The 12,447-nt window shown below is 72.7% G+C and carries 13 protein-coding genes; 6 read left to right on the top strand and 7 right to left on the bottom strand.

The features are described from left to right. Positions 1–4 precede the first annotated feature (4 nt). Positions 5–637, bottom strand: coding sequence for a mycofactocin system transcriptional regulator (gene mftR / locus ACFV9W_RS10035; RefSeq protein WP_385757419.1), 633 nt, complete (start codon positions 635–637; stop codon positions 5–7). A 160-nt stretch (positions 638–797) separates the two neighbouring features. Here mftR and ACFV9W_RS10030 point away from each other — a divergent pair, with 160 nt between their 5' ends. Together ACFV9W_RS10030 and ACFV9W_RS10025 are read left to right on the top strand one after the other, a co-directional pair. Beyond that, positions 798–1,592, top strand: coding sequence for an SDR family NAD(P)-dependent oxidoreductase (locus tag ACFV9W_RS10030; protein ID WP_385757417.1), 795 nt, complete (start codon positions 798–800; stop codon positions 1,590–1,592). 27 nt (positions 1,593–1,619) lie between these two features. Continuing rightward, positions 1,620–2,456: a phosphotransferase gene (locus tag ACFV9W_RS10025; protein WP_385757415.1), complete on the top strand. Its 837-nt coding sequence runs from the start codon at positions 1,620–1,622 to the stop codon at positions 2,454–2,456. 3 nt (positions 2,457–2,459) lie between these two features. Here ACFV9W_RS10025 and ACFV9W_RS10020 read toward each other — a convergent pair whose 3' ends face one another. Then, complete coding sequence (locus ACFV9W_RS10020) at positions 2,460–3,350, bottom strand: NAD-dependent protein deacetylase (protein WP_385757413.1); 891 nt, start codon at positions 3,348–3,350, stop codon at positions 2,460–2,462. A gap of 36 nt (positions 3,351–3,386) precedes the next feature. Continuing rightward, on the bottom strand, positions 3,387–4,334 hold the full coding sequence (locus tag ACFV9W_RS10015; RefSeq protein ID WP_385757411.1) for an SDR family oxidoreductase: 948 nt from the start codon (positions 4,332–4,334) through the stop codon (positions 3,387–3,389). A 129-nt stretch (positions 4,335–4,463) separates the two neighbouring features. On the opposite strand from ACFV9W_RS10015, the gene ACFV9W_RS10010 reads away from it, so the two are divergent. Then, a complete protein-coding gene (locus ACFV9W_RS10010; protein WP_385757538.1) occupies positions 4,464–5,303 on the top strand; it encodes a helix-turn-helix transcriptional regulator in 840 nt (279 codons plus the stop codon). Positions 5,304–5,318: 15 nt separating this feature from the next. On the opposite strand, the gene ACFV9W_RS10005 is transcribed toward ACFV9W_RS10010, so the two are convergent. After that, complete coding sequence (locus tag ACFV9W_RS10005; protein WP_385757409.1) at positions 5,319–5,915, bottom strand: TetR/AcrR family transcriptional regulator; 597 nt, start codon at positions 5,913–5,915, stop codon at positions 5,319–5,321. Positions 5,916–6,012: 97 nt separating this feature from the next. On the opposite strand from ACFV9W_RS10005, the gene ACFV9W_RS10000 reads away from it, so the two are divergent. Beyond that, positions 6,013–6,447: a nuclear transport factor 2 family protein gene (locus ACFV9W_RS10000; RefSeq protein ID WP_385757407.1), complete on the top strand. Its 435-nt coding sequence runs from the start codon at positions 6,013–6,015 to the stop codon at positions 6,445–6,447. After that, on the top strand, positions 6,444–7,301 hold the full coding sequence (locus tag ACFV9W_RS09995; protein WP_385757405.1) for an ergot alkaloid biosynthesis protein: 858 nt from the start codon (positions 6,444–6,446) through the stop codon (positions 7,299–7,301). The genes ACFV9W_RS10000 and ACFV9W_RS09995 overlap by 4 nt, the downstream gene beginning before the upstream one ends. A gap of 29 nt (positions 7,302–7,330) precedes the next feature. Here the strand turns inward: ACFV9W_RS09995 and ACFV9W_RS09990 are convergent, their stop codons facing one another. Beyond that, positions 7,331–8,848: an alpha/beta fold hydrolase gene (locus tag ACFV9W_RS09990; RefSeq protein ID WP_385757404.1), complete on the bottom strand. Its 1,518-nt coding sequence runs from the start codon at positions 8,846–8,848 to the stop codon at positions 7,331–7,333. A gap of 69 nt (positions 8,849–8,917) precedes the next feature. On the opposite strand from ACFV9W_RS09990, the gene ACFV9W_RS09985 reads away from it, so the two are divergent. Beyond that, the gene (locus ACFV9W_RS09985; RefSeq protein ID WP_385757403.1) at positions 8,918–9,871 is read left to right on the top strand and encodes a MerR family transcriptional regulator; all 954 of its coding nucleotides are present in this window, start codon (positions 8,918–8,920) and stop codon (positions 9,869–9,871) included. A gap of 10 nt (positions 9,872–9,881) precedes the next feature. Here the strand turns inward: ACFV9W_RS09985 and ACFV9W_RS09980 are convergent, their stop codons facing one another. Together ACFV9W_RS09980 and ACFV9W_RS09975 are read right to left on the bottom strand one after the other, a co-directional pair. Further along, positions 9,882–11,018 (bottom strand): lytic transglycosylase domain-containing protein, encoded by a 1,137-nt coding sequence (locus tag ACFV9W_RS09980; protein ID WP_385757401.1) that lies wholly within the window; start codon positions 11,016–11,018, stop codon positions 9,882–9,884. After that, positions 11,015–12,415, bottom strand: a complete 1,401-nt coding sequence (locus ACFV9W_RS09975) for an ABC transporter substrate-binding protein (RefSeq protein ID WP_385757399.1) — start codon at positions 12,413–12,415, stop codon at positions 11,015–11,017. The genes ACFV9W_RS09980 and ACFV9W_RS09975 overlap by 4 nt, the downstream gene beginning before the upstream one ends. Positions 12,416–12,447: the final 32 nt, after the last annotated feature.

Raw genomic sequence — 12,447 nt, 5'->3', positions numbered from 1 at the left:
CGCACTACGCGGGAGGTGCCTCGCCGAGCCCTGTCTCCAGGTGCCGGATCGCCGTGTCAAGGAGCTCGCTCAGCTCCGCGTCCGGCACCTCCAGCCAGTGCTCGTACGCCGTGACGGCCGCGGCGAGGACGGTGTGGCCGTAGAGCCGCGGGCGCGCGTCGGACGGGGCGAGGCGCAGCCGGTCGGCGGCGAAGTCCGTGACGATCGCCCGCCACGAGGTGTAACGCAACGTGGCATCGGCCTGAAGGGTGGGCACGGACAGGATCAGTCGCATGCGCTGCCGGTGCCAGGGCACCACGGTGGCATCGAAACGGTTGAAATCGACCACGGCCGCGCGCAGCGCCGTCATGATCGGAACGTCCGGGCCGGTGGCGCTCAACAGTGCGCGGAATCCCGCGAGTTGTTGCTCGAAGTCGCCCCACACGAGGTCGTTCTTCGACGCGAAGTAGCGGAAGAAGGTCCGCCGGGCGATACCGGCCGCGCCCGCGATGTCGTCGACCGTCGTGGCGTCGAAGCCCTGCCGGGCGAAGAGCTCGAAGCCGATCCGTTCCAGGTCGGCGCGGGAAGTGGCGCGCGGGCGGCCGCCCTTGGGCGAACGGTCGGCGCGCTCGGCAACCCTGCTCGTCGGCGACTCCACATCCGCTCCTTCGTCAGGGGACCGAAGATACCTCCGTGACTCCCGCCGACGGCCGGACATGTCTTCAACTCTTCGGCGGTTGCGGCTATATACGCGGGGACGGGCGACATCACGACGACGGGCGTCGCCGACCGGCCGGAGCTGTGAGGGAGTTGGCGCGTTGAACGGCACACATGCGGACACGGAACAGGACTTCGACTCCCGCAAGGGCGCCGCGCTCGTGGCGGGCGGCACCGGCGGCATCGGGGCGGCGGTCGTCCGCACCCTCGCACGGCGCGGCAGCACCGTGCTGTTCACGTACCGCTCGAACCAGGAGGCCGCCGAGGCCCTCACCGCGGAACTCCGCGCCGAGGGCGGCCAGGTGGAGTGCGTGCGGGCGGACCTCACGGACGAGGACGGGGCGGCGGGCGCGGTCGGGGCGGCGGTGGAGCGGTTCGGCGGCCTGCACACGCTCGTCCACGCGGCGGGCCCGCACGTCCCGATGGTGCACCTCAGTCAGGTACCGCCGTCCCGGTACGGGCAACAGCTCCACACCGAGGCCCAGGCCTTCTACAACCTGGTCCACCCGGCACTCGCACCGCTGCGGGACACCGCCGGCAGCGTCGTCGCGGTCACCACCGCCGCCACCCACCGCTACCCCGTCCGTGACGGCCTGTCCTCGGGCACGAAGGCCGCGGTGGAAGCGGTCGTCCGCGCGCTCGCGGCCGAGGAGGGCCGCTACGGGGTGCGCTTCAACTGCGTCGGCCCCGGCATGCTCACCGACGGCATCGCCGCCCGCCTCATCGAGGACGGCGAACTCGACGACGCCGCGCTCCAGGTGACGCGTCGTAACATTCCCCTGCGCCGCTTCGGGACCGCACAGGACATCGCGGAGGCGGTCGCGTTCCTGGTGTCGGACCGGGCCGGGTTCATCACGGGACAGCACCTTGCCGTGGACGGTGGTTACACCGTCTGAGGTCTCAACTATGGGAAGCAGGTGGCGATGCGCGGGACCGAGTCCGCTCGGGCGCTGTCGGCGGCCATGGCCGTGGGCTCCTCACTGGGGCTGAGGGTGGACGACGCCACCGTTCTGCACGACTCGAACAAGCTCACCGCGCGCCTGCTGCCGTGCGATGTGCTGGCCCGGGTGGCACCGGTGGACGATCAGGTGGCGGATTTCGAGGTCGGTCTCGCGCAGCGCCTCGCCGCCGTCGGGTCCCCGGTGGCCGCGCTCGATCCGCGCGTTCAGCCGCGGGTGTACGAGCGGGACGGCTTCGTCATCACCTTGTGGACCTACTACGAGCCCACGGGCGCACCCTCGGTGCCTCCAGCCGACTACGCCCGCGCCCTCGAACGGCTGCACGCGGGAATGCGCGCCGTCGACGCCCCGGCCCCGCACTTCACGGAGCGGATCGCCCGCGCCCAGGACCTGCTCGCGGACCGCGACCGCACGCCGCTCCTCGCCGCCGCGGACCGGGAGCTGCTGGGCAACACCTTGCGGAGGCTCGGGCGCACGCTCGGCGAGCACGGCGGCGACGAGCAGTTGCTGCACGGGGAGCCGCACCCCGGCAACGTTCTCGACACCAAGGACGCCGGCCTGCTCTTCGTCGACCTGGAGACGTGCTGCCGCGGGCCCGTCGAGTTCGACCTCGCCCATGCGCCGGAGGAGGTCGCCACGCACTGTTCGGGGATCGACAAGGACCTGCTGGCCGCGTGCCGGACCCTCGTCCTGGCGGTCGTCACGACGTGGCGGTGGGACCGGGACGACGAGTATCCCGACGGGCGGCGGATGGGCGAGGAATGGCTCGACCAGCTCCGGACGGAGAGCGGCCGGCACTGACGTTCACTCGAGAACGCCCGCCACCACGTCCCGCAACGCCTCCCCCAACGGCAGCTCCACCCGCACGCCCCACCGGTCGCCGCGGGTGGGCTGGTTGTTGACGATCAGGACTGGCGTTCCGGCGTCCGCGGCCTGGCGCACGAAGCGCAGGCCGGACATGACGGTCAGCGAGGAGCCCAGGACGAGCAGCGCGGTTGCCGCGGCGACGCGCTCCCGGCAGGCGGCGACCCGGTCCGGCGGCACGTTCTCGCCGAAGAAGACGACGTCCGGCTTGAGCACCCCGACGCCGCAGGCCGCACACGTCACCACCTGGAAGTCGCGCACCGCCTCGTCGGGGAGCTCCACGTCGCCGTCCGGGTTGACGCGCGCGGTACGGTGCCGCTCGGCCTCGGCCTCGAAGCCGGGGTTGGCCTCGCGCAGCCGCCGGTCGACTTCGGCGCGGGTGGTGAAGGCGCGGCAGTGCAGGCAGAGCACACGGCTCAGGCTGCCGTGCAGCTCGATGACGTCCGGGGCACCGGCGGCCTGCTGCAGCCCGTCGACGTTCTGCGTGATCACGCCGGTGACCAGGCCCGCCTCGGCCAGCTCGGCCACGGCGAGGTGTCCCGCGTTGGGCCGGGCGCGGATCATGGCCCGCCAGCCCAGCTGGCTGCGCGCCCAGTACCGCTGCCGGGCGTGCTCGCTGCCGGTGAACTCCTGGTACGTCATGGGGGTGTGCTGCCGCAGCGAACCGTGCTCCCCGCGGTAGTCCGGGATGCCCGACTCGGTGGAGAGCCCGGCGCCGCTCAGCACGACGACCCCACCCGCGCGCACGGCCTCGACGACGGGCGCCAGGTCGGTCGTGGCGGGCGGCAGGTCGCCGGACGGTTCCCAGGTCAGGGTCGGTCGCGTACGCATGCGAGCCATCTTACGTACGCGGCCGCCGTCGTGCCGCTACGTATCGCAGGGAAAGGAGACCTTCGTGAGCTCCTCGGAGACCTGCCACATGCGCCGCGCCTCGTCCGTTCCCCGCAGGCGCGTGTAGAGCTTCTGTTCCGCGGGCGGGCCGCCCATGTGCCCGATTCCGCTCGGGCCGTAGAAGCGGCCGCGTTCGGCGTCCGGGGAGGTGGCGGCGTAGAGGGCGGGAAGCTGCGCCGTGTGGACCGTGCCGACGACGATGCCGCGGGCGGACAGCGTCCGGATCAGGCGTACGCCCATGGTGTCTTTGGCGCGGCCGACCTCGGGGCGGGCTGCGAGCAGGTTCGTCGGGGCGACGCCGGGGTGGGAGAGGTTGCTGGTGATGTCCCAGCCGTGGGCCCGGCTGCGCCGGTCGAGTTCGAGGCCGAAGAGGCCGAACGCGATCTTCGACTGGCTGTAGGCCTTCATGCCGTCGTAGGAGCGTTCCCAGTTCAGGTCGTCCCAGTTGATGGCGCCCTGGTTGGCGGCGACGCTGACCTGCGAGGTGACCCGTGCCCGGCCTGCGCGCAGCAGCGGCAGGAGGTGGGACACGAGGGCGAAGTGGCCGAGGTGGTTGGTGCCGAACTGCAGCTCGAAACCGTCGGCGGTCGTCTGCCGGTCGGGCGGGGTCATGACGCCGGCGTTGTTGATGAGCAGGTGGATCGGCCGGTCCTCCGCCCGCAGGGTTTCGCCGAGGGCCGCGACGGAGTCGAGCGAGGACAGGTCGAGTTCGCGGAGCGACACGTCCGCGTGCGGGGCCTTCTCGCGGATCGTGGTGAGTGCCGCCTCGCCCTTGCGGGGATTGCGTACGGGCAGGAGCACTTCGGCACCGGCCGCGGCGAGCCTGGCGGCGAGGCCGAGCCCGATGCCGTCGCTCGCGCCGGTGACGACGGCGCGCCTGCCGGACAGGTCGGGAACGGTGATGTCGATCGGTTTGCGGGGCATACCCAGAGCCTCGGACGACGCCAGGGCGACGGCAACCGACGAAGGGGGGATTGTCAGTCCGTGGTTGGAGCCTCGCGCGGGCGATAGAAATGGGCATCGAAGGTGGCGCGTGGCGTGACGGAGGCAAGAGTGATCGACCGGACCGGACTCGCGGAGTTCCTCAGGCGCCGCCGCGCGTCCCTGCAGCCCGAGGACGTCGGCCTGCCGCGCGGGAGACGCCGCAGGACGACCGGTCTGCGGCGCGAGGAGGTCGCCGGGCTGTGCCACATGTCGACCGACTACTACGCGCGCCTTGAGCGTGAGCGCGGCCCCCACCCGTCCGAGCAGATGATCGCCGCCATCGCGCAGGGCCTCCATCTCTCACTCGACGAGCGCGACCACCTGTTCCGGCTCGCCGGACACACCCCGCCCCCGCGCGGCGCGGACAGCGCGCACATCGGCCCGGGCCTGCTGCGCGTGCTCGACCGCCTCCACGACACGCCCGCGGAGATCGTCACCGAGCTCGGCGAGACGCTCCGCCAGACTCCACTCGGCATCGCGCTCACCGGCGACCAGACCGTCCACACCGGCCCGGCCCGCAGCATCGGCTACCGCTGGTTCACCGACCCGGCGACGCGCGAGCTCTACGCTCCCGAGGACCACGCCTTCCTGACCCGCATGTTCGTCTCGGGCCTGCGGGGTGTGGCGACGCTCCGGGGGCCCGGCTCCCGCGCGGCCCACTACGCCGACCTGCTGCTCGCGCAGAGCGAGGAGTTCCGCCGGGTGTGGAGCGACCACGAGGTCGGCATCCGCCCCCACGAGGTGAAGCACTTCGTGCACCCCGAGGTCGGCGCGCTGGAACTGACCTGCCAGACACTCGTCGACCCCGGCCAGTCCCACCTCCTCCTCGTCTACACGGCCGCCCCCGGCAGCGAGAGCCACGAGAAGCTGCGGCTGCTGTCCGTCATAGGTGCGCAGGCACTTCACTGAGACGGCGGCCGGGCCTCAGGAGTCGCCCGGCGCACCGCCCATGACGCGGGCCGCGAAGTCCGCCAGTTGAGCGCGCATCCGTTCGCGCGGTACGTCCTCCTGCCCGGCCAGGTGCTCGACGAGGTCGGCGCGGGTGGCGGCCAGCAGCGCATGCGCGGTGAACTCCCCGTCGCCCAGACCGGGCACCTGCTCCAGTACGGCCCGAAGCAGGCCGTGCCACCGCTCGTAGTGCTCCGCCCGATACGGGCTGCCGCTCCCGCTGCCCTCGAGGGCCAGCGCGAGGCGCCGGTTGTCCAGCTTGAAGCACAGCACGGCGTCGAGCAGGGCGAGGACGCGCTCCCGCGGTGGTGTGTCGGGGCCGAGGGGCGGCGGGCCGGACTCGACGGCCTCGGTGACCGGTTCGAGCCGCGCCTCGTACAGCGCGCGGAGCAGCCCGGAGCGGTCGCCGTAGGCGCGAAAGAGCGTGCCCTTGCCGACGCCGGCCTCCGCCGCGATGTCGGCCATGGTGACGTCCTCGGGACTCGTCCCCCTGGCGAACAGCGCGTCGGCGGCCGCGAGGACGGCCTCCCGGTTACGGGCGGCGTCCTTGCGTGGCTTGCGCTCGGGCGGCATGCGCTTCTCCCTCTCATTGCAAAACGGACCCACGGTCCGCTACCTTCGAAACGGACCCACGGTCCGTATTCTGCGATTCTACGAGATGGAGACACGCATGTCCGCACGTGCCGCCTCGGCCACCCCGACGGAACTGTTCCGCCACGGCCTGAAGCTGCTCCTCGACAAGAACATCAGCGGCTGGGTCGGCCTGTGGGCCGAGGACGGCGTGATGGAGTTCCCCTTCGCCCCGCCCGGCCGGCCACGGCGCCTGAACGGCAGGGAGGCCGTCGCGACATACATGCGCCACTACCCCGACCACATCGACCTGCACGACTTCCCCGAACTGCGGATCCACGAGACCACCGACCCGCGGACGATCGTGGTCGAGATGCGCGGCGTCGGCCGCCTGGTCGAGACCGGCGGCCCCTTCGACATGAGCTACGTCGCCGTCGTCACGGTCGAGGACGGACACATCACGTCGTACCGCGACTACTGGAACCCCTTGGCCGTCCAGCAGGACGGCGCCGACTTCACCGGGAGCGCCCGATGACCACCACGACCGCCACACTCGTCATCGGCGCCACCGGCACCACGGGCAGCCGCGTCGCCGCTCACCTCACGGCCGCCGGCCACCGTGCCAGAACCGCCAGCCGCGGCGCGACCCCGATTCCCGGCACGGAACCGGTCCCCTTCGACTGGTACGCCCCCACCACCCACGACACCGCCCTCGACGGAGTCGACCGTGTGTACCTCGTCCCGCCCGTGGGCGACCCCGACCCGGCGGCCGTCATGCTGCCGTTCCTCCGCCGAGCCCGCGCCGCCGGCGTCCACCGCGCGGTGCTGCTGAGCGCCGCGGCCATCCCCAAGGGCGGACCGGCGGTAGGAGTCGTCCACGAGGATCTGCCCAAGCTCTTCGACAACTGGGCGGTGCTGCGGCCCTCGTGGTTCATGCAGAACTTCACCGGCGCGCACGCACACGCCGCGAGCATCCGCGAGGAGGGCGTCATCCGGACCGCGACCGGCAGCGGCCGGATCGGTTTCGTCGACGCCGAGGACATCGCGGCAGTCGCCGTCCGCGCCCTGACCGGCGAAGCCGCCCCCAACACCGACCTGGTACTCACCGGCCCCGAGCCCCTCTCGTACGACACCATCGCGAAGCTGATCACGGAGCTCACCGGCCGTCCGGTGTCCCACCAGCAGCTCTCCTACGAGCACCTGCGCGACCACCTCGCGACGGAGATCCCGGAGGAGTTCGCCGCGATGCTGGCGCACATGGACCGGTCGATCGCCGAGGGAGCGGAGGACCGCACCACCGCCACGGTCGAACAGGTCACGGGCCGTCCCCCGCGCAGCTTCCGCGCGCATCTTGAGCGGGAGATGCGAGGCCTTCGGGACACCGGCTGACCGGCACAATGCCGTGGCCGGACGTCTCCTCAGCCCAGCCCCAGCCGTCCCAGCACCCGCTCCATCGCCTCCGTCACCGCCCCGCGTGCGGCGTCGCTGTGGTCGAGGCCTTCGAAGGCGTGTGGTGCTCCGGGGACGTCGATGACCTCCAGCGGGGCGTTGCCCGACTCGGCGGCGTCGACGAACTCGGCCACCGTCGTCGCGACCGCCGGGGCCTCGCGGCCGACCCGGATGAGGATGAACGGGGGCGTTCCCCCGCGCGCCACCACGTCCGCGGGCCGGAACCGGGGGTCGTTGACGCCCCAGTTGGGCAGGGGCGCCATGATCGGGTAGCTCGCCGCCAGGCAGCGCAGCCACGGCGGGGCCTCCCTCAGCCACGGTGCCGTCAGGGGGCCGCCGCCGGAGAAGAACCACAGCGCGATCCGGTCCGCGTCGACTCGGGGATCGGCCCGTACCTCGGCGACCGCGGCGGCCACGTCCTCGGCCGCCGTCGGATACGCCGTGACCGCGTGCAGCCGGTGGTCGAGGGTGACGCCGATCGCGCCGCGTGATGCCGCGAGGCGGGCGTAGCCGATCAGGGTCGGCCAGTCGCGCGGCGTTGGCCGTGCGTCCTCCGGCACGGGGCCGCCGTGCACGATCACGACCGCCGGGCGGGGCTCCGCCGAAGTGCCTTCGGGAACGTACAGGTCGATGGCACCGCGCCGTTCGCGTGGGATCTCCGGTACGTCCAGGAGGAACGGCCGGAGGTATCCGGACTGTGTCGTCTCCTCGTCGCCCACGGGGTCGAGACGGGTGCCTTCGTCGGCCGCCGCGCGCAGCAGCACGTCGGCGAGTTCGTCCGGGCAGGACAGCATCGGCCAGTGCCCGGTGGGCAGTTCGAAGAAGGTCACGCCCGGGCGGACCAGGGCCTTGACCGTCGGGTCGCCGAAGCGGAGCAGCATGCGGACGGTGTCGATGGTCGCGCCGCTCTCCGCGCACAGCACTCCAGTGGTCGGCAGGCCGTCGGCCGCGCCGGTCAAGTGCAGTGGTTGCAGGAGCGTGCCGAGCGGTTGCGGAGCGGCGTGCGCGGTCAGTCGGTCCAGGGCCTCGTCGGGGACGCCGGCGGTGCTTCCCCAGCGCCGCCAATCCTCCCGGGCGGGGGCCGGCAGCTCTCCCTTGGCGTTCTCCTCCTTGGCGAGGCGTTCGCGCAGTTCCTGGTCGGGGACCGCGGCGAGAGCCACGGCGCCGTCGCCCACCGGACCCGTGTCGAGGTACACCACCCGTGCGATGCGGTGGGCCCGTAGATCGGCCGCGCCCACTGCCGGATACACGCCGTAGTCGTGGCCGACGAGGACGACGTCCCGGCCCGCGACACCGTCTGCTCCCTCCGCGCCCTCCGTGATCGTGTCGATGGCCGCCACGACCCTTGCGATGTGTGCGTCCAGGTCCTGGGCGGGCCCCAGGTCCACCACGTGGGTCCGCGCGCCCTCGGCCGCCAGTTTCCCGGCCGTCTCCCGCCACGCGTCCGGGCCCGTGAACAGGCCCGGCACCAGTACGAACTCCGTCATTTCCACGCCTCCATCAGTGGTTGTCAGTGGCGGGAGGTACGTTAGGAACTCCCCCTGAGGGAGGTTCAAGTGCAACTGTCGCCCAGCTCGCCCGACGGGCTGTGGAGCATCGGTGAGCTCGCCGAGCATGCGGGTACGACCGTCAAGACGGTCCGCTTCTACTCCGACAGCGGGCTGCTCCCGGAGCGCACCCGCAGCGCGGGCGGGCACCGCCGGTACGGCTCCGACGCGCTCGACCGGCTCCGGACGATCCGTTCGCTGCGCGGTCTGGGCCTGCCCGTTCCCGAGGTGCGGCGCATCGTCGACGAGCGGGCGGGGGCGGACGGAGTCCTGGAGGACGCCGTCGCGGGGCAGCTGCGCACCCTCGGCTCGCGGCTCAGCGCGTTGCGCTGGCAGGAGGCGGCGCTGCGCCTCGTTCAGGAGTGCCCGCCGCAGGAGCGTGCGGACCGGCTGCGGCTCGTCGGCTCGTTGGACACCCCGCCGAGCACAACCCCACTGGCCAGGTTCTGGCGGGCCTGGCTGCCGCCCCGGATGCCGGCCGCGTCGCGAACGGCCTTTCTGGAGGCCGCCGTTCCGGCCCCGCCCGACGCCCCCACCCCGAGTCAGGTGCTCGCCTTCGCGCGGCTGTGCGCGTTGGTGTCACGCCCCTGCACACCGGACACGGGCCCCACCCAGCCCGCCGCCCACAGCACGGCAGGCGCGCGTGAATCCTCCGTGCTGTACGCCGGGTTGGCCGAGGCCTACGATCTTGCGGCCGAGCCGATGCGGGCGGGCGAGGCCCCCGCGCCGGGTGCGGCGCTCGACTGCTTCGTCACGACGTACGCGAGTGTGTCCAGGGCCCGCGACACCCTGGACTTCCGCCGCGGCCTCGCAGGGCAACTCTCCTCCGATCCGCGCCTCGACCGCTACTGGGACCTGGTGGCGGAACTGACCACCCCGGCCGGCGCCCGCCCGGAGCCGACCCCGGGCACGGCCCACGACTGGCTCCTCGCCGCGCTGGACACGCAGCTCGCCGACGCCTGACCTCACGGGCTCACTTCGGGCTGCGAGAGGGAAACAGCGGTGAGGGTGTGTGGCCGGAGGTCGGCAGCCGGAAGGTGGGGCTGGGAAGGCTCGGCAGCTTGGGTTTCGACGGACGCTCGCCGTCGCCCGACGGGCTCTCCGACGGCGAGGGGCTGGGCGTGGCCGAGGGGGAGCCCGACTCCTTGCCGCCCTTCCCCTTCCCCTTTTCCTCCCCGTTCCGCTTTCCGTCCTCCTTCCCTCGCCCCTCCCCCTTGCCCGGCTCCTCCGACTTCCCGGGCCTGCCCCGCGATTCCCCGTCCCCCGGCAGCCCCGCCGTCGGCACGGCCCCGTTCCCGTAGACCCGCATCCAGCTCAGCACCAACTCCAGGTAGGAATCGGAGTGGTTGTACGCCAGCACCGCCCTGCGGATTCCGGCGCCGCGGGTCAGGTCGCCGCCCGCCGCGCACAGGTAGCGGCCCGCCGACAGCCACGCGTCGTCGATCTGGTGCGGGTCGCGGGCGCCGTCGCCGTCGCCGTCGCTGCCCCAGCGGCGCCAGGTGGAGGGGATGAACTGGGCGGGGCCCACGGCGCGGTCCCAGGTCCGGTCGCCGTCCCAGGTCCCGCCGTCGGAGTCGTGGATGGCGGCCACACCGGGGCCGCCGTCGAGTCGCGGGCCGAGTATGGGGGCTCGCGTACGGCCGTCGCCGTCCAGGGCGCCGCCTCGCGCGTGCCCGGATTCCACCCGGCCGACAGCCGCCAGCAGCGGCATCCGCACCCCGCACCGGGGTGACTCGGCCGCGAGGTCCTCGACGGTGCTGCGGTAGGCGGCGAGGACCCGGCCGGGAATCCCGTGCGTCGTCGGGAGTGAAGGGAGTGCCGGGAGGCCCTTCGAAGGCTTCCCGCCGTCGCGTTTCTCGGTCTTGAACGGCACCGGACGCGTCCCCGGTATCTCCGTCGGCGCCTGCGGGTACAGCGGGGGGCTGCCGCCGCCCACCTGCGTGCCGGACGGCGTCGCGCTCGTGGCCGCGACCGGTGACATGTCCGCCAGCTGCCAGACCGTCGCCGTCGCCATGCCGCCCGTCGCCGCCACGGCGACCGCCCCGGTCAGGATCTGATGCCACAGCAGGGTGCGCCGCCTGTTGCGTGTGCGGTCCGGTCGGCGGCTCACCAGCAGAACGCCTTTCCACCGGACATCGCCGTCCACTGACCGCCCGAACCCCGCATCCCGAAGGCGCACTTGGTGTCGTTCGAGCCCTTGCTGGTGTACGTCAGCGGGACGGTCAGTCCGTCGAAGCGCTGGCCGCGGAAGGTCCGCAGCTCCTTGATCAGTCCGGCCCGGCTGATGTCACCGGCGCCGCGCGCCGCCTTCTCGAACACCTTCGCCGAGGCCCAGCCCTGCGCGGCCGAGGGGCCCGGCGCCTTGCCGCCGCCGTACTTGTTCCAGGCGGAGTCGAACTGCCCGAAGCCGGCCGCCGACGAGCCCTTGAAGGGGAACACCGGGGTCACCGCCAGGACGTTCTTCAGGCCCGGCTTGGAGGCGGTGCTGCCGTCGACGGTGGCGCCCGGCTGCAGGAACTGCGGGTTGAAGTTCTGCCTGCTGCACGAGGAGGCGACCCGGTTCACGGTGTTGGGGTCGCCGGTCACCAGCATCAGGTCGACGTCAGCGTTGCGTGCCTGGATGCACTCGGCCGTGAAGTCGGGCTGGGTGACGGAGATCTTGGCGTTGTAGACGGGGTCGAGGCCGTGGCGCTTGGCGGCGTTCCCGCTGCCGAAGAACCGCTCGTGCACGTGGGTGCAGGCGTCGGAGTCGGTGCAGAAGAGGGCGCCGAGCTTCTTCCCCTTGCCGTACTTCGCGCCGACCTGGGCGAGGCCGTCGAGCGCGGAGTTGGTGCCGGGGCACTCGCTGAACAGCATGGGGCTCGCGGTCCACGCGGTGGTCGAGCAGTCGCCGCCGATGACGGGGACCTGCTTCTTCTCCACGTAGCTCTTCCAGGCGTTCATGGTCTGCGTGGTGGTGAAGGAGGCGACGATCGCGACGACCTTGCGCTGTTCGACGAGCTCCTGCATCTGGCTGCGCCCCTTGGAGGCGTCGGCGCCGTCGTCCATGACGACGACCTGGACCTTGCGGCCGTCGATGCCGCCGTTGGCGTTGACGGTGGCCGCCCAGGCCTGGAGGGCACGCGGACCCTGGGCGAAGGCGACGCCGCCGGGCCCCGAGGTCGTCCCGACGCTGCCGATGACGATGGGGCCGCCGCGGGAGCTGCCACCGCCCGCCTTTCCGCCACCGCCGCCGGACGCCGAGCCGCCCCCGCCTCCTCCCCCACTGGTTCCGGTCCCGCTTGCGGACTTCCCGTCGGGCTTCGAGCCGTCGTCCGGGGTGGTGGAGTCGGTCGAGCCGTCGGCCCCGACTCCGGTGTCCGAGCCGGCGGCCCCGGTGGCGACCTTCCCGCCGCCGCCCACGGAACGTACGACGGTGTCGTGGTCGACCCGGCTGCCGCAGGCGGCGAGCACCAGGCTCAGCGCCGCCACGGCCGCCAGGGTGGCGCGTGTACGGGTCGGGGTCATGGTTCTCCTCCGGAGCGCGGGAACGAAGCAGT

This window comes from Streptomyces sp. NPDC059897 (assembly GCF_042730865.1).
In the GTDB taxonomy this organism is placed as follows: domain Bacteria; phylum Actinomycetota; class Actinomycetes; order Streptomycetales; family Streptomycetaceae; genus Streptomyces.
The sequence above is the reverse complement of the archived record's forward strand: the minus strand, read 5'-3'. Positions and strand labels throughout refer to the sequence as shown.

Excerpts from the sequence above, each read along its gene's own strand:
- ACFV9W_RS10025 (WP_385757415.1), top strand. The coding sequence starts at position 1,620 with ATGCGCGGGACCGAGTCCGCTCGGGCGCTGTCGGCGGCCATGGCCGTG.
- ACFV9W_RS10020 (WP_385757413.1), bottom strand. The coding sequence starts at position 3,350 with ATGCGTACGCGACCGACCCTGACCTGGGAACCGTCCGGCGACCTGCCG.
- ACFV9W_RS10015 (WP_385757411.1), bottom strand. The coding sequence starts at position 4,334 with ATGCCCCGCAAACCGATCGACATCACCGTTCCCGACCTGTCCGGCAGG.
- ACFV9W_RS10005 (WP_385757409.1), bottom strand. The coding sequence starts at position 5,915 with ATGCCGCCCGAGCGCAAGCCACGCAAGGACGCCGCCCGTAACCGGGAG.
- ACFV9W_RS10000 (WP_385757407.1), top strand. The coding sequence starts at position 6,013 with ATGTCCGCACGTGCCGCCTCGGCCACCCCGACGGAACTGTTCCGCCAC.
- ACFV9W_RS09995 (WP_385757405.1), top strand. The coding sequence starts at position 6,444 with ATGACCACCACGACCGCCACACTCGTCATCGGCGCCACCGGCACCACG.
- ACFV9W_RS09990 (WP_385757404.1), bottom strand. The coding sequence starts at position 8,848 with ATGACGGAGTTCGTACTGGTGCCGGGCCTGTTCACGGGCCCGGACGCG.
- ACFV9W_RS09975 (WP_385757399.1), bottom strand. The coding sequence starts at position 12,415 with ATGACCCCGACCCGTACACGCGCCACCCTGGCGGCCGTGGCGGCGCTG.